Origin of the sequence: Streptomyces sp. NBC_00258, assembly GCF_036182465.1 — a bacterium.
Lineage (GTDB): Bacteria > Actinomycetota > Actinomycetes > Streptomycetales > Streptomycetaceae > Streptomyces.
The window spans coordinates 6567987-6589552 of the sequence record NZ_CP108081.1 but is presented as its reverse complement, the minus strand read 5'-3'; the positions used below and the strand labels follow the sequence as shown (position 1 = coordinate 6589552).

The following is a 21566-nucleotide window of genomic DNA, read 5'->3' as shown; positions in this document are numbered from 1 at the left end:
CGACGCGCCCTGTGACGCGTTCTCAGCCGGGCGTGCCGGGCGGTGTGGGCCGTGCCCGGGTTTCGGTTTCCGTGGGTTCGGTCCCCGCGATGGCGGGGGCGAGTCCGCAGGTGTCGGATCTCGATGTGCCGTCCTGGCCCGTCAGTTCCACGACGACCTGGCCATCGGGATCCTGGCTGTAGGCGATCGTGCAGGTCAGCTGGCTCAGAGCCGTGCTGTTCAGGCCCTTCAGGGCGAGCGGCAGGCGGGTCGTGACCCTGCCTGCCGAGGAGGTTTCGACCTTTACGGTTCCGCCGGGGAGGGCCTTGGGGAGGGCGGTGCCCAGGCCCGCGGCCCGGTCCACCTTCCGCGGACCGGCGAGCAGCGCCAGGACGACCTTCTCCGTCGGCACCGACCCCGCCGTGTCACCGGAGTTCTGGTCACCGGAGTCCGACTCGTCGTATTCGCCGCCGAACCCGGCCGGGGGCACGGTCCTGCGGATCACGGGGCTCAGCCCTCCGTCGGGGGAACGGAAGAAGAGCAGCATCTCCAACTCGCGGTCGAAGAAGGCCTGGACGCTGGCGGGACCGCCCGCCTCGATGACGTCGGTCTCCTGGATACCGCAGCCACCGAGCAGCGGTACGGCGGCCGCGACGGCGAAGGCCGACACGCGTCGGCGCCTCCGCGCACCCCTCATCCGCCGTTCCCCTCCACGTGAAGCGGTATCTCGACGGCGAAGACGGCGCCGCCCCCGGGGCGGTTCCCGGCGTGGATCGTTCCGCCGTGCAGCTTCACGTTCTCCATGGTGATCGCCAGTCCCAGGCCGCTGCCCGCCGAGCGGGTGCGGGCCGCGTCGGCCTTGTAGAAGCGGTCGAAGATGTGCGGGAGCGCTTCGGGGCGGATGCCCGGCCCGCTGTCCACGACGTCGGTGATCAGCACGGGCAGGCCCGGGGAGCGTGCCTCGGTACGCAGACGGACGGTGACGGGCGCGCATCCGTGCCGCAGGGCGTTGCCGACGAGGTTGGCGATCACTATGTCGAAGCGGCGCGGGTCGAGCCGGGCCCGGACGCCGCCGGGGAGTTCGGTGCGGATCCGGTCGTCGGTCCAGTGCCGGTTGTGGAGGGTCTTGCGGATGGCCTCGGCCACGTCGACCTCGTCGGCGTTCAGCTCGGCCGCGCGGGCGTCGAAGCGGGAGATCTCCATCAGGTCCTCGACGAGCACGGCGAGCTTTCCGGTCTCCGCACTGACCAGTCGGACCGCCCGGGCGGTGTCGGGGTCCAGGCCGTCCGCGTCCTCGTCGAGGACCTCCGTGACGGCGAGCATTCCGGCGAGGGGGGTGCGCAGTTCGTGCGAGACGTCGGAGGCGAAGCGGCGGGCTCGCTCCTCGGCCTCGCGCAACTCCCGTACGGATTGCTCCAGTTGGCCGGCCGACTCGTTGAAGGTGCGCGCCAGGTCCGCCAGTTCGTCGCTGCCGCGCACCGGAATCCTGGTGTCGAGCCGGCCGCTGCCCATGTTCAGGGCCGCCTCGCGCAGTTTCCGTACCGGGCGCAGCACGCTGCGCGCGGCGATCAGGCCGGGTATCAGCGCGACGGCGAGGCCGGGCAGGGCGCCGTCCCGGCCGGCCATGAGGAGGGCGTCGACGTTGACCTGCTCGTCGGTCATCCGCATGACGGCGTACAGGACGAGCCCGCTGGGCAGCACGCTGTCCGGGCTCGCCTTGAAGACGGTGGGCATGGCGATGGTCAGGTAGGGGACGCCGTCCTTGACGACCCGCTCGAAGCTGCCGTGGGCGTCGGCCCGCGCGGCACGGCGCAGTTCGGGTGTGATGACGGTGGAGACGGGGTTCTCGCCCGAGGAGGCACGGACCGACCCGTACTCGGCGAACACCACCCAGGGGTGGGGCTTGCCCTTCCGGGCGATGTCACGCAGGACCTCCTCCAGGCCCTCCTCCTGCACGGGCAGGGCGAAGCCCGTCTGCTGGACGTGGTCACGGAAGGAGGTGACCGCCGTGTCCTGGGCGGTCTCGAGGAGCGAGTTGCGGGCCTCGCGGTAGGTCAGCGCGGCCGTCGTGCCGGCGCTGACGCCGGCGACCAGCAGGAAGGCGAGCAGCAGCCTCGCACGCAGCCCGAACGCCCTGACCCGCGCCCGCTCACGGGTGGCCGTACCGCCCCGGCCTTTGTCCTTGGGACGGGCGCCACTGCTCACAGTGGCCCGAAGCGGTAGCCGAAGCCCCGCAGTGTCTGGACGTAGCGGGGGCTGCCGATCTCGTCCTCGATCTTGCCGCGCAGCCGGGCGACACACGCGTCGACCAGCCGGGCGTCGGCGTGGAACGTGTGCTCCCAGACGTGCTCCAGCAGTTGCTGCCTGCTGAACACCTGCTCGGGGGCGGCGCAGAGATGCAGCAGGAGCTTGAGCTCCGAGGGGGCGAGCGCGAGCCGCCGCCCGGCCTTGGTGACGGTCAGTCCGACCCGGTCGACGGTGAGTTCGCCGTAGACCTCGATGGCCGGGCGGCCCGATCCGCTGTCGTCGATGCGGCGCAGTACGGCACGGATCCGGGCCTCGATCACCTCGGGACGGGCGGGCTTGACGATGTAGTCGTCGGCGCCGGCCTCCAGGCCGATGACCACGTCGAAGTCGTCGCCGCGCGCGGTGAGCATGATGATCGGCAGCTGGCTGTGGTCGCGGACCTGCCGGCAGACCTGTACGCCGTTCATGCCGGGCAGCATCAGGTCGAGGAGCAGCAGGTCGGGGCGGAACTCGGCCATCGCGGCGAGGCCGGCCTCGCCGGTCGCGGCCGCCCGTACCTCGTGGCCGCGGCGGCGCAGACCGAGTTCGACCCCCTCGCGTACGGAGGGGTCGTCCTCGATGAGGAGCACGCGGGGCATCGGCGGTTCTCCCTAGGTGCCTGGGTGGTGGTCAGTTCCGGGTCCGTCCGCGGCGTACGCCGGAGAGCAGCGCGTCGAGTTCGGCGAGTCGCAGGGGGCGGGTGAGCAGGGCGAAGACGAGGACGACGACGACCGCCCCGGCAGTTGCAGCGACCAGGGCCCCGGCCCGTACGGCGCCCAGGGCCGCGAGGTGGCCGAGGGCGGTGGCGGGGACGGCGGCGAGCAGCAGCCGCGCGTGGGCGCCGACGGCGGACGAGCGCAGGGGGCGGGCGACGGCGAGCCGGCGGCTCAGCACCAGGCCGGTCACCGCCATGCCCGCGCACAGCGCCAGGGAGTACGCCGCAGCCATACCCGTCACGGCCCAGCGGGCCGGCAGCAGGTGGGCGGCGGCCAGGGAAAGGCCCGCGTTGAGGGCGACGATCACGAGGTTGAGCAGGAACGGCGTACGGGTGTCGGAGAGCGCGTAGAAGGCGCGGGACAGGACGTACTGGCCGGACAGGGCGATCAGTCCCGGCGCGAAGGCCATCAGGATGCCGGCCATGGCGGCCGTGTCGTCGGCGCCGGTCCTGCCGTATCCGAAGACGAGCGCCATCACCGGCTGGGCCAGGGCGAACAGCGCGCAGGCGGCGGGTACGACGGCGGACGCGCAGACGCGCAGGGCGTGGGAGACGTCGCGCCGCACGGCGCCGGTGTCCCCGTCGGCGGCGGCCGCGCTCATCCGGGGCATCAGCGCGGTCACCACGGAGACCGTGATGATGCCGTGCGGTACGACCCACAGGGCATAGGCGTTGTTGTACGCGCCGTATCCGGGGCCGCCGTCGAGTCCCGCGGTGGTGGCCAGCCGGGTGGTGACCCAGTACGCGGCCTGGTTGGCCAGGACGAGGAGCACCAGCCAGCCGGCCGCTCGCAGGGGGCGGGTCAGTCCGCTGCCGCGCCAGTCGAAGCGGGGCCGCCAGCGGAAGCGGGCCGCGCGCAGCGCGGGGAGGAGGGCGAGCGCCTGGACGGCGATACCGGCGGTCGTGCCCCAGCCGAGCACGGCGGTCTCGGTCGCGGTGAGCGTGTCCCCGCCGCCCATGGCCAGGGCGAGGTACAGGCCGAACACGGTCATGACGACGAGGTTGTTGAGGACCGGCGCCCACATCATCGCGCCGAACCGGCCGCGGGCGTTGAGTACCTGTCCGAGCAGCGTGAACAGTCCGAGGAAGAAGATCTGGGGCAGGCAGTAGCGGGCGAGCGCGGTGGTCATGGCCGCCTGCGGGCCGGTGTAGTCGGTGTACGCGTCGACGATCGCGGGCGCCGCCCACACCGCGGTCGCGGTGATCGCCAGCAGGGCGAGGACGCAGACGGTGACGAGCCGGTCGGTGTACGCGGCGCCCCCGTCGTCGTGCTCCTTGGCGGCCTTGACCAGCTCCGGCACGAAGACGGCGTTCAGCGCGCCGCCGAGGAGCAGCATGTAGACGATGGTGGGCAGGGCGTTGCCCACCGCGTAGCCGTCGGCGGTCGGCCCGATGGTGCCCAGCGCCGCCGCGACCACGGCGGACCGGGCGAATCCGGTGGCCCGGGAGACGACGGATCCGGCGGCCATGACGGCGCTGCCGCGGGCCGTGGAGGCTGTTTTGGTCCGTTCCGCCGTTGCTTCCGCCGTCGGTTCCGCCGTTGCTTCCGCCGTTGCTTCCGCGGTCCCCGCGGTCGCTTCCGTGCTGTCCGTGCCGGCCGGTGTCGTATGGGTCATCGGCGGTTCAGGTATGCCTGGAAGGCGCGGTAGAGCGCGTGGTTGGCGCTGCCGCCCAAGGCCCTCTCCCATTCCCCCAACGTCTCGACGACCTGTCCTCCGGTGCCGAGCTTCCACCGCAGCAGTCCGTACGTACGTTCCTCGGGATCGAGTGTGGAGGGTACCCCGCGCATGTCGTACACGTCGGCGCCGAGGGCGTGGGCGTCCAGCAGCATCCGCCACTGCAGGGCGTTGGAGGGCCGGACCTCACGGCGGTGGTCGGCCGAGGCGCCGGTCTGGTACCAGGCCCGGCGGCCCACCGTGATCATCGTGTGGGCGGCCAGGACCTCTCCTCGGTGACGGGCGAGGTACAGCTTCATCCGGCCCGGTTCCTCGGCGTTGAGCACCGCGTACTGGCGCTCGTAGTAGGCGAGCGAGCGGCCGAGCCGGAACCCGTCGCGTCGCTCGGTGATGCCCAACAGCCGGTAGAACTCGGGGAGTTCGGCCGCACTGCCCACCACCACCTCCACGCCCTCCTTCTGTGCTCGGCGCACATTGCGGCGCCACTCCTGGTTGAGTCCGGACCACAGGTCCTCGGTGGTGCGTCCGGCGAGCGGCACCCGGAAGACGTGCCGGGGCTGGGCGTCCCCGTCCCCTCCGGTTCCGCCTCCTCCGGTTCCGCTTGCTCCGGTCCCGTCACCACCGCAGCGGCGCCAGCCGCGGGCCCGCAGCCGCTCGGCGACGGCGGTGCCGAGCGGGTCGACCTCGCTGGCAAGTACGTCGCCCAGGCGTCGGCCGGGCCCGGCGAGCGGTTTGAGCAGGGCGGCGTCCCAGCGCCGGTAGGCGGGCGACGGGCCGATGCGCACGGCGAAGGCGCCCACGCGGCGCAGGTGTTCGAGGAGCGGACCGAGCCAGTCGTCGACGTCGGGGTCGTTCCAGTCCGCGACGGGTCCCTCGGGAAGGTAGGCGAAGTACCTGCGGGTGCCGGGGAACTGCCGCAGCAGCACCAGGGCCACGCCGGTCAGTTCGCCCGCCTCCGGATCCGGCCCCCAGCCGAGCAGTTGGGCGCGCCAGCCCTCCTTGACGTCGGCCCAGGACGGGCACTGCAGGAAACCGGCGCCGAGGGCGGCGCCGTCGGGGGACGCGAGGAAGGCGCGGTACGTCTCCGCGGTGATGGTTCGCAGGGCCACGCCCGGGTTCCGTGGCCGGGGCACGCGGCTGGGCGGCACGAGCAGCGCTGACACAGTCCGATCCTCTCCTTCTCCCCGGGCCTTTCGCGGGGTCGCAAAGGATGCTCACAGCGCTCCATGACGGCTCCGTCCGGCGAATGTGACCGGACCATGACCGTTCCTCACCAGTCGCCGTCACATTGCTCCATAGCGGCTGACCTCGGGTTTTCCGGCTCTACAGTCACGACATCGCCGACTCGGCCAATCCCTTTCGCCCTTCCCGGAGGTCCTGTTGCTCCGCACACGCGTACTCGCCCATGCCCGCGTCCGGGCCGCCGTCGTGGCCGCCGCCACGGCCGCACTGCTGGCGCCGGTCGCCGCCTGCTCGTCGAGCAGCTCCTCCGGCGCCCCGGGCGCCGGGGCGGACACCAAGGTGACGCCGGGCGCCGACGACCGCCCCGTCAAGGTCACCGTCACGCCCACGGGAGAACGGGTCCCGGCGGGCGAGCCCGTGCGGGTCACGGCCGCGGGCGGCCGGCTCACCTCGGTGACCGTCGCCGACGACGAGGGTCACAAGCTCGCCGGGAAGGTCGCCGCCGACGGCCGGTCATGGGTCTCCGACCGCAAGGCCGCACCCGGTACGGCGTACACGGTGACGGCGGCGACCAGGACCGGGGGCGGAACCGCCAGGAGCAGCAGGGCCGCCTTCACCACGGCCCCGGCGGACAGGGTCAACAAGGTCGACTGGCGACCGGGCGCCGACGCCACCGTCGGCGTCGCCCAGCCGATCTCCCTGGTCTTCGACAACCCGGTGAAGAACCGGGCCGCGGTCGAGAAGCAGCTCAGGATCACCACCTCGAACAACACCGAGGGCTCCTGGGGCTGGATGACCGACTGGTCGGGCAGGGACCGAGTGGACTGGCGCCCCAAGGCGTACTGGAAGCCCGGAACCGAGGTCACGCTGAACGCCGAGCTGAACGGCACCGACTCGGGCGCGGCCGGCGGCTGGTTCGTACGCGACTACACGACCACCTTCACCATCGGCGCCCGGCAGATCGCCGAGGTCGACCTCGACAGGCACCAACTCACGCTCGTACGCGACGGGAAGACGGTCCGGCGCATACCGGTCTCCGGCGGCACACCCGGCGGTGACAAGCGCTCCTGGCGCGGAACCGCCGTGCTCATGGCCAAGGAGGGCACGATCAACATGAACTCCGAGACGGTGGGCCTGGGCGACGCCTACGACAAGATGGTCGAGCACTCGATGCGGCTGACCTGGTCGGGCATGTACGCGCACGCCGCCCCGTGGAACGCCCGCTACTTCGGCAACGCCAACCAGAGTTCCGGATGCATAGGGATGAGCGACGCGAACGCGGCCTGGTTCTACGGGCAGGTGCGGCCGGGCGACCCGTTCGAGATCACCGGCAAGGACACCAAGGGCGTGGTCGCGCCCGGGAACGGCTTCGGCGCGTGGAACCTCTCGTGGAGCGAGTGGCAGCGGAAGAGCGCGCTGCGCTGAGGAGCCGGACGTCACCGCGGTGCTGTTCACCGCCACCGGCGTGGGCCTGCTCCGGGGCCGCCGCGGCAACGCGTATCGACGCGTATTTCCGCCGGCGGCCACGGTGACGGCGCCAGGCGGCTTCAGGCGGCGTCGATCAGTGCCAGGTCCGTCGGTACGAGCGTGGTCGACGCCAGCAGTGCCCGGATCAGGTTGTCGTTGAGCGCGTTGCCCAGCGGCTCGCCGAGCTCCTCGCGGGTCAGCCAGGGCACCCCGTCGCGGGACAGCCGGGTGCGTACGCCGTTGACCAGGTGCTCGACGCGCTTGTCCGTCCAGCCCGCGTACGGCTGCGACCCGGCGAGTTCGGCGGCCGTCTGCCTCCAGGTCAGCGGCTGCGGCCGGGGCTCGTGCAGCAGGTACCGCCGGCCCAGCACGACGAGGGCGAGCTTCTCCTGCTCGGTCAGCACCCACACCCGGGGCGGGCGGGTGACGTCACCGTGTCGCGGTACCGGCAACTCGTCCTCGGGGCCGGTGACGAAGACCTCGAGCAAGTGCTCCCGGCCACCCGAACCGCCGACGAACAGCGGGGTGTAGCCGGTGTCGAGCGGCAGTGGCTCCTCGCCCCGGAACAGCAGACGGGCCCCGGCGCAGCGGATCGGCAGCCGCCCGGCGTTGCTCACCCACCAGCGGCCGTCCCGGTGGGTGAGCGTGCCCTGGTGACGGCTGAGCCGGGGGTCGTCCTCGCCGAGGCAGACGTGTACCTCGGGCCGGTTGCGGCCGAACAGGACCTCACGCCCCTCCCCGGGTCCCAGCGTCATGCCACCGGTCAGTGCGAGCGCGAAGAGGGTGCCGGGCAGCGGCGCCGACGCGCCCCGGGCGAGGCTCCCGTGGGTGGCGGGCAGGAACCGGCCGCCCGGAGCGGGCATCGACCGCCCACCCGGCCGTCCTGGTGCCGTTCCCGGCTCGGTCATGTCACTTCCCCGGCAGTCGTTTCGCGATGTTCCGTACGACGACAGCCGCGAACTCCGTTGCGGTGTCGCACAGTTGGCCGGAAGGCTGCGGGGCGTACACGGTCAGCTGGAAGAGTTCGGTGGTCCGGTCGCCGACCGAGTTGGTGTAGGTGCGGTGCGGGGTCCGTACGGTGCAGCTGTCGTCCTCGGCCTCGTCCGCGATGGAGTAGCTCTTCGTGCCGGCGACGTTCACCGGCGTTCCGTCGTCTGCGTCCAGCGAGTTGTCCCGGCTGAACTGGATCTCCACGGCGCGGTTGCCGTCGTCGCTCGACCAGTCGCAGTCCCAGGAACCGAAGCCGCGGTCCCGGTTGTCCGCCTCGACGCCGGAAAGCCGCTTGAGCTCGGTGGCGTCCAGCAGCGTGCAGGCGTCGAGCCGGGCCAGGGAGTTCGCGGCCGGCGACGACGCACGGCGGGGCACCGGGCCCTCGGCCAGCACGCCGACCACCTGATCGGTGGCGGTGTCGGCCATCTGGCACGGGTCGGGCGCCACCTTGCCGAGCTGCTTCGCGATGACGCGGATCTGCTTGCCGTCGGTGGTCAGGACGGCCCGTTCGCAGGCGTTTTCGTCCCGCTTCAGCGTCACGACCGTGAGGCTGCCGACCAGGCGGGTGGACCCGACACCGTCGAAGTCGTCCCGGTCCGAGTCGAGGTTCACCTCGACGTCCGCGATGTCGTCACCGCTGTTGTTGCGCACCAGGACGTCGCACCGGTCGATCTCCCCGTAGTCGGGGTCCAGCGCGGTGCCGCCGAAGCGGCTCAGCGAGGCCGCGCCGAGCAGCCCGCAGGGGTTCGCCGTGCGCTCGTCGCCGATGGCGCCGGCCTGCGCCGTGGCCGACGGCTTCGCGTCGGCCGCGCCGGTACGGCCACTCCTGTCGTCGTCCTTCGAGGCCCACGGGCCGAAGAGGACGAGCCCGGCCGTGATCGCGCCCGCCGCGACCAGCGCCACCGCCGTGATCGCCAAAGGCCGGCGGCGGCGTACGGGCCGTGGCGGCTGAAGCATGAAGGGCGTGAAGTCCCGCGGGTGACGCAGGAATCGCCCCAGCCGCAGCGTGCGGGACGCGAGGTCCCCCGTACGGCTGTCGTGCAACTGCTCCTGTATGTGCGGGGGCGGGGGTGCGGCGCGCGTCAGCAGCTGCTGTGCCCTGGCGGCGTCGGGCCGGCGCCGGGGCTCCACCTCCAGCAGGGCGGTGAGCGGCCCGTCCAGCGGTCCGGCCCGGTGCGCGGGCTCGATGTGTCCCTCGACGGCCCGGGCCAGATACGCCATGGGGTGTTCGGCCTCCCCGTACGGCGACCGGCCCTCGACCGCCGAGAACAGGGAGGCTCCCAGGGAGAACACGTCGGACTTCTCGCCCGCGGGCAGCCCCTTGGCCAACTCCGGTGCCAGATACCGGGGTTTGCCGCGCACACCGCCCGTCGTGCTGTGGGTGACGTCGCTCCACAGGGCCCGCGAGATCCCGAAGTCGGTCAGTCTCGCGATGCCTTCGTCGGTGACGAGGATGTTCTCCGGTGTCACATCGCCGTGCACCACGCCCTCGTTGTGGGACTTCGCCAACGCGGCCGCGATCTGGCAGCCGATCGACCCGGCCTCCTCGGGCGTGAGCGGGCCGCCCTCCGTCACGATCTGCGCGAGGCTGCGCGAGGGGACGTACTCCATGATGATCCAGCAGGTGGCACCCTCGTCGACGAAGTCGAAGACGCCCACGATGTTCGGGTGGTGCAGCCGCCCGGCGTTGCGCGCCTCGCCCATGAGCCGCCGCGCGGCCCGGTCGTCGTCCAGGCGGGCGCACTTGACCGCGACCCGCCGTTCGAGCCGCTCGTCCCAGGCCAGCCAGACGACGCCCATCCCGCCGCTGCCGATGGGCTCCCGCAAGAGATACCGGTCGGCGATCCTGTCCCCGGCCTCCGGCGTCACCAGCACCGCGCCACCCCTCGCCCCACAACCGTCCGTCCTGCCAGGTGACGGAGTGTACTCAGCCCGAACTCGGCGGTGATCCGCTTCACCGGACTTCGCGCGGACCCGCCCAGAACCCCCACAGCGCACCGGGTTCACGGCCTGCCGGGGAGCACACGGCCGGCCGGCCCTGCTGCCCGCCCGCCATCGGCGAACTGCCGTACGCAGCCGCTGTGTTGCCGTGTCACGACTGTGTGACCGCGCTGTTCTGAAGCGAGGACAGGCGTGACCTGTGGGACCTGGGACGCCTCATAGTGATCACAGAGCGGGAATGGGCGGAAACGCCGCCGGCTCCCTGCTGTTCCCGCCCCTCGGAAGGAATCTCCCGTGATGAACCGCCGCCTGCGCCAGGCCATCGTCGCCACCGCCGCACTCACCGCCGGACTGCTGATGACGGCGTGCCAGAACGGCACCGACGACGGATCGTCCGGCAAGGGCGCGGCGGACACGGCGAGCCCGGTGGCGGCCGCGGAGAAGGCGTCGGACTCCAAGAGCTCCAAGGGCGTCAGCGGCTCGTTCAAGAACGGCAAGGTCACCTATCTCGCCCCGGGCAAGTACATCGTGTCCGTAGCGGGCAAGGAGGACCAGCAGTTCTGGGTCGCCGACGACACCGAGGTCTACGGCGTCGGCACGATATGCGGCGAGGCGGGGGCCAAGGTGGACGCCCCGTGCACGCTGGACCAGTTGGAGGCGGCCCTCAAGAAGGGTGCCGTGAACGCCGACGTGGAGATGAAGAACGGCGCCGCGACCCTGGTGACCGAGCGCCGCGCCGCCCAGCAGGACACCGGCTCCGGTTCGGACTCCTCCGGTTCCTCCGGGTCGGACTCCGACTCGTCCTCCGGCCGCGACGAGTCGGTCGTCGAGGGCGTCAACAAGGGCAAGGGCGTCAACGGAACCTGGTTCGGCAACGTCTCCTACCTGGCGCCGGGCAAGTACACCGTCTCCGACATGAAGGGCACCGAGCAGCAGTTCCTCGTCGCCGACGACACCAAGATCATGGGCTACGACGACATCTGCGACGCCGTGAACACCGGGCCGGGCGGCGAGGGCGGCGTCGAGTGCACCGAGGCCCAACTGGAGGCGGCCGCCAAGAAGGGCTTCTCCGCCGAGGTCGAGATCAGCAACGGCATCGCGACCACCATCACCGACGACCACTGAGCAGCGGGCAGGCCCGGCTCCCGGGCCTGCCCCGGTTCGAGATCGGCCGACCTCCGCTGTTCGAGATCGGCCGACCTGCCGCGGACGGCGGCAGGACGACGGTCGCGCCGACATGCGATGAGACGGCGGCCGCTCCGGCAGAACGCCGGGGTGTTCCTTGACGCCATGGACACCGTGAACCGGTCCGCGATGCCCAATCCCACGGGGAATGAGTGGGACGACCCGGAGCGCGTCGCCCCCGCACTACGGCTGCCGGCGGTGTCCACCACCGTCAACGAGACGGTCGGCGCGGCAGGCCTCCTCGCCGGCGGCGGCTGACCCGTCGCTTCTCCGACGAGGCCGGGGTTCCTCGGCGACGAGGCCGGGGTTCCTCGGCCCGGAACGCTCACCGGATCCACCCATCCGCACCTCAACTTCACTTCGTGGCCCGTGAGTTGGGTGCGGTCACATGGGTACTGTGGAACACGCGGAACGATCGGCTGCTACACCGGACAGCGGACGAGGGTACTGCGGAGCTGCCAGGCGGTTGCTCAGGGCGGTCCCTCGGGGTGAGGGGAGCCTCTTGGTGCTTCAAGGTGCGCGGGGCGGCACGCTGCGTACGGGTGCGGTCGACATCGCGCGGATCGGTGGTCTGTGGCGGGTCACGCGGCCCTGGCATCCCGGGTTGCGGCCGTTCCTGCGCAGTTACGTCGGCTACTGGGAAGCGATGACCACGCCGTACGAGGCGCGGTTGGTGCCGACCGGGCACGCGACCCTGCTGATCAGCCTCGCGGAGCCGTTTTCCCAGGTCCGGCGGCTGGGCATGCCGGGCGGGGACAGCGGGAGCATCGGGTCGCTGGTGGTGGGGCTGGAGGACCGGCCCGCGATCTGTGTGCATCCCGGCGGCCAGGAGGCGATCCGGGTCGAGTTCACGCCGCTGGGCGCCTACCGGCTGTTCGGCATGCCGATGAGCGAGCTGACGAACCTGGCCATCGAGATCCGGGACGTTCTGGGGCCCGAGGCCCGGGTGCTGGTGGAGCGGCTGGCGTCCACCCAGGACTGGGCGGCCAGGTTCGACCTGCTGGACGCGGCGCTGCTGGCCCGGCTCGGGGACGGCCCGGACCCCTCGCCCGAGGTCCACCACGCCTGGCACCTGCTCTCCGGCAGCGCGGGGGTGATCCCGATCGCCCGTATCGCCGCGGAAGTGGGGTGGAGCCAGGGGTACCTGGTCCGGCGGTTCACCCAGCAGATCGGGCTGACACCGAAGGCGTCCGCCCGGGTGCTGCGCTTCCGCCACGCCGTGGCGATGCTCAACCACGGGGCCGCGAGCCTCACCGAGATCTCGACGGCCTGCGGCTTCTACGACCAGGCACACCTCAACCGCGAGTTCCGCGCCATCGCCGGCACCACCCCCGGACAGATGGTCGCCTCCCGCCGGGTGGAAGGGGCCCTGGCCCTCTCCGCGAGGTCAAATTCGTCCAAGACCCGTCCGACCGCCACTCGATAGCGTCCCCGTTCGTACAACCGATGGCCGGTCGGATGGCACGGGGGACTGTCCGACCGGCCGCGTGGTATCGGACCGGAACGTGTTCCGGACCTCCGGCTCCCGCTGCCGGACGTCCCAGACCTCGGTCCCGGTTCCGGCGGCTCACGTGTGCGGCGCAGCACCTGAGTGATCAGGTCTTTTTCGGTCGTGCGGAGGTGTCGCCTGGTAGCGTCGATCTCTTCGGCCGGGGTGACCCGCTGGAGTTTTGACGGGGTGCGTTGTGACTCTTCCTGGCGCCGATGCCGATGCCCTTGCCGCTGCGGTGGACAGGGTCGCGAAAGTCTTTGGCGGTATGACGGCCCGAGTGGACGAGACCGGCTGTGGCCGGTGCTTCGATGCGGGCGAGGTCGGGCTGCTGAGGACTCCCGATATCCCGGTGCCGGCGGACCTTGCCCGCCGCGTAGCTCAGAAGCATCCTTCCCACTGGGACGACCAGCCCGCGATCATCAGACGGGTTCTGCCACAGCTCGTCGTGATCCTGGCCGAGGGGGAGCACGAGTCCGACCTCATGGCCCGGGGACTGGCTGCGGCGGGCTGGCCGCAGTGGCCCGGCGGGCAGGCCCAGGCCGTCGCGGGTTTCCTGGACGCGTGGTGGACCAGGACCCTGCGGACGAAGTCTCCGCCGATCCCGGCATCCGAGGTATTCGAGAGCTGCGTGACGGCGGGGTCCTCGGTCGCTCCGTGGCTGGCCCGCTGGGAGACGGAGGAGGGCCCGATCGCCCGTCGGCACCTGGACGAGAGCGTCCACCGGTGGCGGGAGGAGCTGGATTCGGGCGACTCGCCTTTCTCCTGGTGGTGGGGCACGGAGGCAGAGGGGCGGGCCGCCTGGCAGGAGGTGACGCTCTGGCTGGCCGGTCGAGGCCAGTAGCCAGTCGCCGCCCCCGTGTGCCCCGGCCCCTTCGGTGGCGGGGCGCGGCGTAGGAGAGGACGCTGGATGCAGGGGTGCGTGACGGAGAGGCGGCCCCATGGCTGAGACCAGTACAGATCACAAGGCGCATACGCCGTTCTTCTCGCGGCCCTCTGTCAGACGCCTCGCGCCGTTCGTTCTGATCAGCGCGATCGCTCTGGTCTTCATCTTCCAGAACCGCGAGAACGTCGAGATCCGCCTTCTCGTCCCGCAGGTGACCATGCCGCTGTGGGGTGCCCTTCTGATCGCCTGGGGCCTCGGGATGCTTGCCTGCGCCTTCACTCTGCGTCGACGGACGCACCGGCATGCACGACGGACGCGGTAAGGGTCGCGTCGGCCGCGCTCCTCGGGAGAGCCGTGTTCCAGGGGGTGTGACAGGGCCCCCCACGCGGCTGTCCCGCTGGTCACACGGCTGCCAGACTGGAACGCATGGCACGTGAGCAGCACAGCGGCAGCGGTGGTGGCGAGCTGGGGCGGTTTCTCAAAGCCCGTCGGGCCCGGGTGACGCCCGCCGACGTCGGGCTCCCGGCCGGACCCGGGCTGCGTCGTACGCCCGGCCTGCGCCGCGAGGAGCTGGCGACTCTCGCCGGGGTCAGCATCGACTACTACACGCGTATGGAACGCGGCAGGGAGACCAACCCCAGCCCGTCCGTCGTCGACGCCCTCGCCACCGCGCTGCTGCTGGAGGAACCCGAGCGCCGGCACCTGCGCGACCTCGCCGCCTGCGCGGCCCGCGGCGCCGCCCCGTTCCGGACGGCCGAGGAACCCGCCACGAGCGTGGATCCCGGTATGGAACTGCTCCTGGAGAGCCTGCGCCCCAACCCCGCCCACGTCGTCAGCCGCACCATGGACGTGCTGGCCGCCAACCCCGGCGGGCTGCGGCTGATGGCCGGGCTCGCGGACTGGCCGCAGGGGCAGCGCAACATCGTGCGCTACGTCTTCCTGTACCCGACCGCCCGCGTCCTGTTCGAGGACTGGGAGATCCAGATCCGCGGCTGTGTCGCCCGTCTCCGTACCCTGGCCGGCGTCGAACCGGACGCCCCCGACCTCACCGGCCTGGTCGACGAGCTGCTCGCGAAGAGCCCGGATTTCGCCCGCCTCTGGGAGGACTACGACGTCACGGGCCACAGCAGCGGGCGCAAGACCTTCCACCACCCCGACGCCGGCACCTTCACCCTCGGCTACCACTCACTCCAGCTGGACGGCGGCTCGGGTCAGCGCCTGGTGGCGTACCACGCCGGACCCGGCACTCCGGAGTACGACGTGATGGTCCGACTCGACCGGGGCCAGGACCTGGACCTGGACCTGGACCGGGAGCCGGCCGAGACCGAGGCCGCCGGGCGGGCGCCCCGGCGACACTGACGCGCCCACGTCGGCCACCGGCCGTCGGCCGTCGGCTCACGCTCACGGCTCGACGAGAACCTTCAGGGCCTCGCGGTCGGCCATCGCGCGGTATCCGTCCGGTACGCCGTCCATGCCGACCGTACGGTCGAAGACGCGGCCCGGCTCGATCCGGCCCTCCAGTACGTCGGGCAGCAGCTCCTCGATGTACGCGCGGGCCGGCGCCACCCCGCCGGTGAGGGTGAGGTTCTTCATGAACTCCGGGAATCCGAGAGGGACTTCGGAGTACTGAGGTGCGCCGACGCGGCTGATCGTGCCGCCCGCGCGGACCGCGCCGACCGACATGTTCAGGGCCGGCAGCGTACCGACGCACTCCAGGACGGTGTGGGTGCCGTCGCCGCCGGTCAGTTCCCGTACGCGCTCGATCCCTTCCTCGCCGCGCTCGGCGACGACGTCGGTGGCACCGAAGTCGCGGCCCAGGTCGGTGCGGCCCTTGTGCCGGCCCATCAGGATGATCCGCTCCGCACCGAGCCACCTGGCGGCCAGCACGGCGGAGAGGCCGACCGCTCCGTCGCCGACGACCGTGACGGTCGTACGGGGGCCGACCCCGGCGGTGACCGCGCAGTGGTGGCCGGTGCAGAACACGTCGGACAGCGTGAGGAGGGACGGCAGGAGGGCCGAGTCCTCTGCCACCGGCAGCTTGACCAGCGTGCCCTGCGCCTGCGGGACGCGTACCGCCTCGCCCTGGCCGCCGTCCACATCGCCCGCGGCCCAGCCGCCGCCGTGCCGACAGGAGGTCTGCAGACCCTCTGCGCAGAAGTCGCAGGTGTTGTCGGACCAGACGAAGGGGGCGACGACCAGGTCGCCGCGCTTCAGCCCGGACACCTCCGGGCCGAGTTCCTCCACGATGCCGAGGAACTCGTGGCCGATGCGGTCCCCGTGCTCGGTGGCCTCGCGCGACCCGTACGGCCACAGGTCGCTGCCGCAGATACAGGAGCGCAGCACCCGGACGATCGCGTCGGTGGGCCGGTGGATCTTCGGGTCGGGGACGTTCTCGACGCGGATGTCGCCGGCGCCGTAGATCAGTGTTGCTCGCATGAGTGCTTTCCGATCGGGTGTCTTGGTTCGGCGGTGCCGCTGTGCGGGGTTCGGCCGGTGCCGCTGCCCGGGATTCAGCGGGTGCTGCTGCGCGGCGCCCCGTACTCGGCGTCGTCGACCTTCTCCAGCCAGGTGGTCTCGGGGCCGCCGTCCGGGCCGGGGCCCTCCCACATCGCGAGGTGGGTCATGAAGTGGTCGGCGGTGGCGCCGTGCCAGTGCTCCTCGCCCGGCGGGGTGTGGATCGTGTCGCCGGGGTGGGCCTCGATGACCGTGCCGTCACGGGTGCCGATCAGGGCTGTGCCGGAGACGATGTGCAGGGTCTGGCCCATGGCGTGGGAGTGCCAGTCGGTACGGGCGCACGGCGAGAAGCGCACCATGTTGGCGCGCATCCGGGACGGCTCCTGGCCGGCGAGGACGACGTCGAACCAGACGTCACCCGTGAACCATTCGGCGGGCGCCTTCACCGTGGCCTGCTTCTTGAGGATTTCCATGGCGTGCTGCTCCTCCGTGCCTGGCCTCGTCCATGCCCGGGCCTCGTTCCCGACGATGTCCTTGAGGCGGTTGATCGCGCTCATCGCACTGGGCCAACCGGCGTAGGAGACGAGGCGGGCGATCACTCCAGGCTGCCCCCGGACCCGCCCTTCATCGCCGGCACCTGGCTGATCGGCGCGTCGCGCTGGCCGTCTTCGGCCCCCTGACCCGCTCGGCACGCCTCGCTGAAGCGGAACGGCAACATGCGAGCGTCCCTGCCTGAGGCTCGACGGGTCAGGCGAGTTTCCGGCAGTACAGCGCGTCCGGTGTCCGTGCCGAGCCGACGCGGGCGGTGTAGGCGATTCCGGCCGCGTACTCGTCGGTCGCGCACTGGCCCTTGTAGTGGCCGCTCGCGAAGTCGCCGCCCTTGGGGGCCGGACCCCTGTCGTCACCGCGGTCGAACCAGACCGTGCGGGCGGCCGTGCCGAGCTTCCCCGTCGGGGCGGCCGTGCACAGGGCGGCCGAGACGGCGGAGCCGCGGACGCTGTAGCCGGTGAGGAAGTGGCCGTCGGGGCACTGGAGTTTGGTGTATCCGGAGGCCCAGTCGCCGCCCGGGGTGACGTGCCGCTCGTCCCTGACCACCTCGTGACCGCCTGCCGGGACCAACAGAGGGCCGGCGGTCACGTCGGAGCACAGGCCCCGGTTGCCCGTATGGCTGAGGCCGAGGAGGCGCTGTCCGTCGGGGCAGGCGGCCTTGCGGGCACCGGAGTCCCAGTCGGGGAGCGCGCGCATACGCCGTGAGGCGACGAAGTCGGCGTGGTCGGGGCTGAGCATCGACCAGTCCGCCACGGGGGCGACGCGCCCGGTGCGCCCGGGGCTCTCGATGAGCCGGGTCCACGCCGCGGCCCGCCAGTCGTCACCGTCGTACACGCCCATGCGGCCGCCCGACGAGTCCCAGTGCAGCAGGGCCCAGCCGTTGCCCCTGCGGTTCTCGTGCCAACCGACGAGCGGCCAGTACGCGAAGTCGGCGTCGGTACGGATCAGTTGGTCCACGAAGTTCTCGAACCAGGCACGCGGCTTGGCGCCCGTCTCCTCACGGCCGCCGACGCCGAACTCGCTGATCCAGACCGGGGCCGTGAAGTGCTGGTCCTGTTCCGCGGTGACGTAGAACGCCTGGCGGTTCAGTACGGCGGTCAGTTCGGCGGGGCTGAGGTCGCGGTAGCGGGGGTCGGTCGTCTCACCCGTTCCCGTGGCGCCGCTGTGGTTCGGGCCCGTGTAGTCGTAGAAGTGGGCGGAGTACACGAGCTTGCCGGAGTCGACGAGGGTGTGCGAGAGACGGCGTACGGGCTCCAGGGTGGGGCGTTCGTGTGCGAAGCCGTCGACGGGGATGCCGGTCCAGTTGATGCCCTCGACGATGACGAGGAGGTCCGCGTTGGCCTCCGTCAGGATGCGGTCGCCCACACGCTGGGAGACGGCGAACCAGTCGTGGTCGTCGCCGAGGCCCCAGTTGGGGTCGTCCCAGATGTTGCGGCGGACCTCGTTGTAGAGGTCGGCGCCGACGACACGCTTGTTGTCCTTGTAGCGGCGGGCCATGAAGAGCCAGTCGTTCTCCCAGGTCGCGGTGGACCGGCTCGCGTTCCAGCGCTCGTTGCCGTCGACTCCGCAGCACCAACGGGTCGTGTTGGTGTGGTTGTTGAGGATCACGGCGAGGCCCGCGGAGGTGAGTTCGCGTACCACCGCGTCGTAGACCTGGAGCGGGGTCTTTCCGCGCAGGGACGGGTTCGCGGCGACCGCGTCGTCCTTGACGGGCACGCCGTCGTGGATCATCTCGTTGGAGAACGGCAGCCGGATGCTGTTGATCCCGATCTCCTGGAAACCGGAGATGATCTCGGCCATGGGGGCCCGGTCCAGGCCGAGGGGTGTCCGGCCGGAGTTCTCCCCCGCGTGGTGGTTGGCGTCGTCGTCCACGCTTCCGGAGCCGTTCCAAGTACCGCTGGCTCCATGCCAGTTGCCGGACCGCAGCTTGAAGCGGTCGCCGTCCGCGTCGACGATCCAGCGGCCGCGCGTGCTGAGCGGCGCCGTCCAGTCCTCGGCCGCCGAAGCGGGTTCGGAGCGGGGAGCACTCTCGGCGGCGGACTCCTGCGGGGCGGCGGCAGCCGGGACGGGCGTCAGGGGCGCCAGCAGGAGTGCGGCGGCCAGAGCCGCCCCGACGAAGGATCCGCGCACGGTCACCATCCAGAGGACGACACGCCATGCAGCTTTTGTCATGGCAGCGTCATCATGGGGGATGGGGCGGTATTGGTCCAGGCCTACGGGTCTGGTTCAGGCCTACGGGTTCGGCTGTCGCGCCCCGCAGGTCACAGCTCCGGCTCCACGCTCTGTTCCGCCCAGATCGTCTTGCCCGTCGGGGTGGGGCGAGTGCCCCAGCGCTGGGTCAGCTGGGCGACCAGGAGCAAGCCGCGGCCGCCCTCGTCGTAGGTGCGCGCGCGGCGCATGTGGGGTGCCGTGCTGCTGGCGTCCGAGACCTCGCAGATGAGGGTCCGGTCATGGATGAGGCGCAGCTGGATGGGCGGCTCGGCGTGCCGGATGGCGTTGGTGACCAGTTCGCTGACGACCAGCTCGGTGACGAAGGCGGCGTCGGACAGGCCCCAGTCCGCCAGCCGGCGGAGGGCGTTCTTGCGGACTTCGGAGACGGCGGACGGTTCCGGGGCCACGTCCCAGGCCGCGACCCGGTCGGCGTCGAGCGCCCGGGTGCGGGCGACGAGCAGGGCCACGTCGTCGGCGGGCCGCCGGGGAAGCACGGCTGCCAGGACCGAGTCGCACAGCACCTCCAGGGAGGCCGCGGGAGCGGCGAGGGCGCGGCGCAGCCGTGAGGTGCCTTCGTCGAGGTCGCTGTCGCGGGACTCGATCAGGCCGTCGGTGTAGAGGGCGAGCAGGCTTCCTTCCGGGAGTTCGGTGTCGAGGGACTCGAAGGGCAGCCCGCCCAGGCCCAGTGGCGGCCCCGCGGGAACATCGAGCAGTTCCACGGTGCCGTCCGGGCTCACCACGGCGGGCGGGGGATGCCCGGCCCGGGCGAGGGTGCACCGGCGGGAGACGGGGTCGTACACGGCGTACAGGCACGTCGCTCCGACGTCTCCCGAGCCCTCCCCCTCGGCGGCTGATCCCTCCGCGCCCTCGGCCTCGGTGGCGAGGCGGCCGACCAGGTCGTCGAGGTGGGTGAGGAGTTCGTCGGGGGGCAGGTCGATGTCCGCGAGCGTGCGTACGGCGGTACGCAGCCGGCCCATGGTCGCCGAGGCGTGGATGCCGTGGCCCACGACGTCGCCCACGACCAGCGCCACCCTGGCTCCGGACAGCGGGATCACGTCGAACCAGTCCCCGCCCACTCCGGCCCGGGCACCGGCCGGGAGGTAGCGGGAGGCGACCTCCACCGCGGACTGCTCGGGCAGGCTCTGCGGCAGCAGGCTGCGCTGCAGGGTGACGGCCGTGCCGCGTTCGCGGGTGTAGCGCAGGGCGTTGTCGATGCAGACCGCGGCCCGGGCCGCCAGTTCCTCGGCCAGTACCAGGTCGTCCTCCTTGAACGGGTCGGGGTGCCGGTGCCGGGCGAGCGCGACGACGCCCAGGGTGGTGCCGCGCGCCGACAGGGGCACGGTCATCGCCGAGTGGAAGCCGAACTCGCGGATCCGGGCGGACCGCCGCGGGTCCTCGGCCACCCAGTCGGCGACCGCCGCCTCGGTCACCCTGTGCAGCACGGCCCGTCCCGTTCGCAGGCTCTCCGCCGGCGGGGAGCCCTCCGGGTACGTGTCCACCTCGCCCAGGGCGAGGACCGCCTCCGGGACGTCCGGGAACACGGACTGGTGGGCGATGCGCCGCAGCGCGAGGGAGTCGCCCGCCCTCAGCGGCCCCGGGGGCTGCTCGGGCAGGTCGTCGAGGGACGCCAGGAGGTCGACGCTGACGAAGTCGGCGAGCTCCGGGACCGCCACGTTCGCCAGCTCCTGCGCCGTCCGCGTCACGTCGAGCGTGCTGCCGATCCTGGTGCCGGCCTCCGCGATCAGCTGGAGCCGCTTGCGGGCCCAGTACTCCTCAGTCATGTCGTGCCCCGTGGAGGCCACGCCCAGGACGCGGCCGGCCGGGTCCTCCAGGCGGTAGAGGTGGACCGACCACGCGTGGTCACGGGCCTCGCCGGGGGCGAGCGCGTGGTTCTCGAGGTACTGCGTCTCGCCGGTCTCCAGGACCCGCCGCATCGCCCGCTCGACCTTCTCCGCCACCGGATCGTCGAGCACGTCCGTCAGCCTGAGCCCGCGCAGGTCGTCGTCGCTCATGCCCAGCACGCCCCGACCGGACTGCGTGGACCGGCGGAAGCGCAGATCCGTGTCGTACACCGAGGTCGAGCAGCACGGGGAGTCGAGAAAGCCCCGCCGCACGAGCTCGTCGTCGTCGGGCCGGGCCCGGGCGGCCCCGGCAACGGCGGAGACGAGAAGCCAGCCGGGCATCCGGCCGTCCGACGCCCGGTCCGGTGTTCCGTCCGACGTCCTGTGGTGTGCGAGAACCCTGGCCTCCACGCGGTGGCCGTCGAGGTGCCGGAGACCCAGTGTGCCGTGCCATCTCGGCAGCTCCGAGAGGGGCGGGAGATCACCCGCCCCGGGTTCCTCGGCGAGCAGTGAGGCCGCCGGCCGGCCCAGGATCTGCGCCGCCGGGTAACCGAGGAGCCGTTCCGCACCGGCGTTCCAGCCGGTCACGACGCCGAGTTCGTCGACGGTGGCGCGCGCCGTCGGTGCCCCGCCCACGGCGTCGCGGCCCGGGCTCGATTCCTGGTCGTCGACGGCGCGCCGCTCCATGACCGCTCATCTCGCTCTCGTTGCGCTC

Annotated in this window: 18 protein-coding genes; 7 read left to right on the top strand and 11 right to left on the bottom strand. The window is 72.0% G+C overall.

Annotated elements, in window-relative coordinates; all coding sequences use genetic code 11:
- Positions 1 to 22: 22 nt before the first annotated feature.
- Genes OG718_RS29400 through OG718_RS29380 form a run of 5 tightly spaced genes read right to left on the bottom strand, consistent with a single transcriptional unit; the run spans position 23 to position 5819 of the window.
- Positions 23 to 676 carry a hypothetical protein gene (locus tag OG718_RS29400; protein WP_328845607.1) on the bottom strand — a complete coding sequence of 218 codons (654 nt, stop codon included), beginning with the start codon at positions 674 to 676 and terminating at the stop codon, positions 23 to 25.
- Positions 673 to 2184, bottom strand: coding sequence for a HAMP domain-containing sensor histidine kinase (locus OG718_RS29395; RefSeq protein ID WP_328845606.1), 1512 nt, complete (start codon positions 2182 to 2184; stop codon positions 673 to 675). The genes OG718_RS29400 and OG718_RS29395 overlap by 4 nt, the downstream gene beginning before the upstream one ends.
- Positions 2181 to 2864: a response regulator transcription factor gene (locus OG718_RS29390; RefSeq protein ID WP_143641527.1), complete on the bottom strand. Its 684-nt coding sequence runs from the start codon at positions 2862 to 2864 to the stop codon at positions 2181 to 2183. Before OG718_RS29390 ends, OG718_RS29395 begins: the two co-directional genes overlap by 4 nt.
- Before the next feature lie 31 nt (positions 2865 to 2895).
- Positions 2896 to 4596, bottom strand: coding sequence for a murein biosynthesis integral membrane protein MurJ (murJ, locus tag OG718_RS29385; protein ID WP_328845605.1), 1701 nt, complete (start codon positions 4594 to 4596; stop codon positions 2896 to 2898).
- The gene (locus OG718_RS29380; RefSeq protein ID WP_443055156.1) at positions 4593 to 5819 is read right to left on the bottom strand and encodes a lipid II:glycine glycyltransferase FemX; all 1227 of its coding nucleotides are present in this window, start codon (positions 5817 to 5819) and stop codon (positions 4593 to 4595) included. Before OG718_RS29380 ends, murJ begins: the two co-directional genes overlap by 4 nt.
- A 217-nt stretch (positions 5820 to 6036) precedes the next feature.
- On the opposite strand from OG718_RS29380, the gene OG718_RS29375 reads away from it, so the two are divergent.
- Entirely contained in the window at positions 6037 to 7263 is a 1227-nt protein-coding gene (locus tag OG718_RS29375; RefSeq protein ID WP_328845603.1) for a L,D-transpeptidase, read from the top strand.
- A gap of 122 nt (positions 7264 to 7385) precedes the next feature.
- Here OG718_RS29375 and OG718_RS29370 read toward each other — a convergent pair whose 3' ends face one another.
- Entirely contained in the window at positions 7386 to 8213 is an 828-nt protein-coding gene (locus tag OG718_RS29370; RefSeq protein ID WP_328845602.1) for an FHA domain-containing protein, read from the bottom strand.
- Position 8214: 1 nt separating this feature from the next.
- The gene (locus tag OG718_RS29365; RefSeq protein WP_328845601.1) at positions 8215 to 10170 is read right to left on the bottom strand and encodes a serine/threonine-protein kinase; all 1956 of its coding nucleotides are present in this window, start codon (positions 10168 to 10170) and stop codon (positions 8215 to 8217) included.
- A gap of 363 nt (positions 10171 to 10533) precedes the next feature.
- On the opposite strand from OG718_RS29365, the gene OG718_RS29360 reads away from it, so the two are divergent.
- The 6 genes from OG718_RS29360 to OG718_RS29335 all read left to right on the top strand — a co-directional run bounded on the left by OG718_RS29360 (position 10534) and on the right by OG718_RS29335 (position 15155).
- Positions 10534 to 11361: a hypothetical protein gene (locus OG718_RS29360; protein WP_143641565.1), complete on the top strand. Its 828-nt coding sequence runs from the start codon at positions 10534 to 10536 to the stop codon at positions 11359 to 11361.
- A gap of 165 nt (positions 11362 to 11526) precedes the next feature.
- Positions 11527 to 11679: a hypothetical protein gene (locus tag OG718_RS29355; protein ID WP_328845600.1), complete on the top strand. Its 153-nt coding sequence runs from the start codon at positions 11527 to 11529 to the stop codon at positions 11677 to 11679.
- A gap of 247 nt (positions 11680 to 11926) precedes the next feature.
- Positions 11927 to 12847, top strand: coding sequence for a helix-turn-helix domain-containing protein (locus OG718_RS29350; protein ID WP_260695543.1), 921 nt, complete (start codon positions 11927 to 11929; stop codon positions 12845 to 12847).
- A gap of 331 nt (positions 12848 to 13178) precedes the next feature.
- A complete protein-coding gene (locus OG718_RS29345) occupies positions 13179 to 13754 on the top strand; it encodes a hypothetical protein (RefSeq protein ID WP_328845599.1) in 576 nt (191 codons plus the stop codon).
- A gap of 97 nt (positions 13755 to 13851) precedes the next feature.
- On the top strand, positions 13852 to 14118 hold the full coding sequence (locus OG718_RS29340) for a hypothetical protein (RefSeq protein ID WP_143641521.1): 267 nt from the start codon (positions 13852 to 13854) through the stop codon (positions 14116 to 14118).
- A 104-nt stretch (positions 14119 to 14222) separates the two neighbouring features.
- Positions 14223 to 15155 (top strand): helix-turn-helix transcriptional regulator, encoded by a 933-nt coding sequence (locus tag OG718_RS29335; RefSeq protein ID WP_328845598.1) that lies wholly within the window; start codon positions 14223 to 14225, stop codon positions 15153 to 15155.
- Between the two features lie 42 nt (positions 15156 to 15197).
- Here OG718_RS29335 and OG718_RS29330 read toward each other — a convergent pair whose 3' ends face one another.
- The 4 genes from OG718_RS29330 to OG718_RS29315 form a co-directional block, all read right to left on the bottom strand.
- A complete protein-coding gene (locus OG718_RS29330) occupies positions 15198 to 16232 on the bottom strand; it encodes a zinc-dependent alcohol dehydrogenase family protein (protein ID WP_328845597.1) in 1035 nt (344 codons plus the stop codon).
- 74 nt (positions 16233 to 16306) lie between these two features.
- Complete coding sequence (locus OG718_RS29325; protein WP_143641518.1) at positions 16307 to 16723, bottom strand: (R)-mandelonitrile lyase; 417 nt, start codon at positions 16721 to 16723, stop codon at positions 16307 to 16309.
- 274 nt (positions 16724 to 16997) lie between these two features.
- Positions 16998 to 18938 (bottom strand): glycoside hydrolase family 5 protein, encoded by a 1941-nt coding sequence (locus OG718_RS29320; protein WP_328847851.1) that lies wholly within the window; start codon positions 18936 to 18938, stop codon positions 16998 to 17000.
- Between the two features lie 122 nt (positions 18939 to 19060).
- On the bottom strand, positions 19061 to 21538 hold the full coding sequence (locus OG718_RS29315; protein WP_328845596.1) for a SpoIIE family protein phosphatase: 2478 nt from the start codon (positions 21536 to 21538) through the stop codon (positions 19061 to 19063).
- Between the last annotated feature and the right edge of the window lie 28 nt (positions 21539 to 21566).